This is a genomic window from Xenorhabdus beddingii (assembly GCF_002127545.1).
GTDB classification, from domain to species: domain Bacteria; phylum Pseudomonadota; class Gammaproteobacteria; order Enterobacterales; family Enterobacteriaceae; genus Xenorhabdus; species Xenorhabdus beddingii.
Map to the genome: position 1 here is coordinate 1 of NZ_MUBK01000131.1, position 885 is coordinate 885.

1 protein-coding gene is annotated in these 885 nt (G+C 47.2%); it reads left to right on the forward strand.

Annotated elements, in window-relative coordinates:
• A partial coding sequence (gene gpJ, locus Xbed_RS18850) for a TipJ family phage tail tip protein (protein WP_139837562.1) occupies positions 1-885 on the forward strand: 885 nt, incomplete at both ends.

Sequence of the window (885 nt, forward strand, 5' to 3'; positions counted from 1 at the left end):
CTGGTTAGCGAGGGGCAAATAGAAGGACCTGTCGGTGGTTTGCACGGGTTCCGGATTAATGGCACTCCGGTTGTAGATAAAAATGGCAACCCCAACATTAATGGTGTTACTGTGCAATGGCGTGCTGGCACTCAATCCCAAGAGCCACTCAGTGATTACCCGTTTATTGAGAGTGAAATACCCGTTAGTGTCGAGGTAAAAAAAGACACGCCCATTTTACGATCGGTATCTAATCAGGATGTGGATAGAATCAGATTTACACTGGGTGTTAGTCAACTTGTTAAAACTGATGACAAGGGTAATCAAAGCAATAGCTCGGTACAACTGGCTATTGATGTGAATGAGGGTTCTGGTTGGTACAATGCAAAAATCGTTCAGATAGGACCCGGCAAAATCAGCGGGCAACATCTGGAATCTCACACCATTGATGCCCCCAAGAAAAAACCTTTTCAGATTAGAGTATCCCGCTTAACAGAGGACAGCAAAAGCGACCAGCTCCGCAATGGTACGGTATGGGCCAGCTATACCGAAATCACCGATACTCTGATGAGCTATCCCAATAGCGCTGTGGTAGGTATGCGCATTGACAGATCATTGTTTGCTGACACGCCAAAACGCACCTATCACATACGCGGAATGATTGTTCAGGTTCCTGATAATTATGACCCTGAGACCCGCACTTATTCTGGCGTATGGACAGGCCGTTTCAAACCTGCATACACGAATAATCCCGCATGGATATTCCACGATTTGGTGACCCACACCCGCTATGGCATCGGGAAGCTGATGGGTTCATTTGGCTGTGAAAAATTCGCCCTGTATGCGATTGCCCAGTATTGCGATCAGATGGTGCCTGATGGTTTTGGCGGAATGGAGCCACGTTTC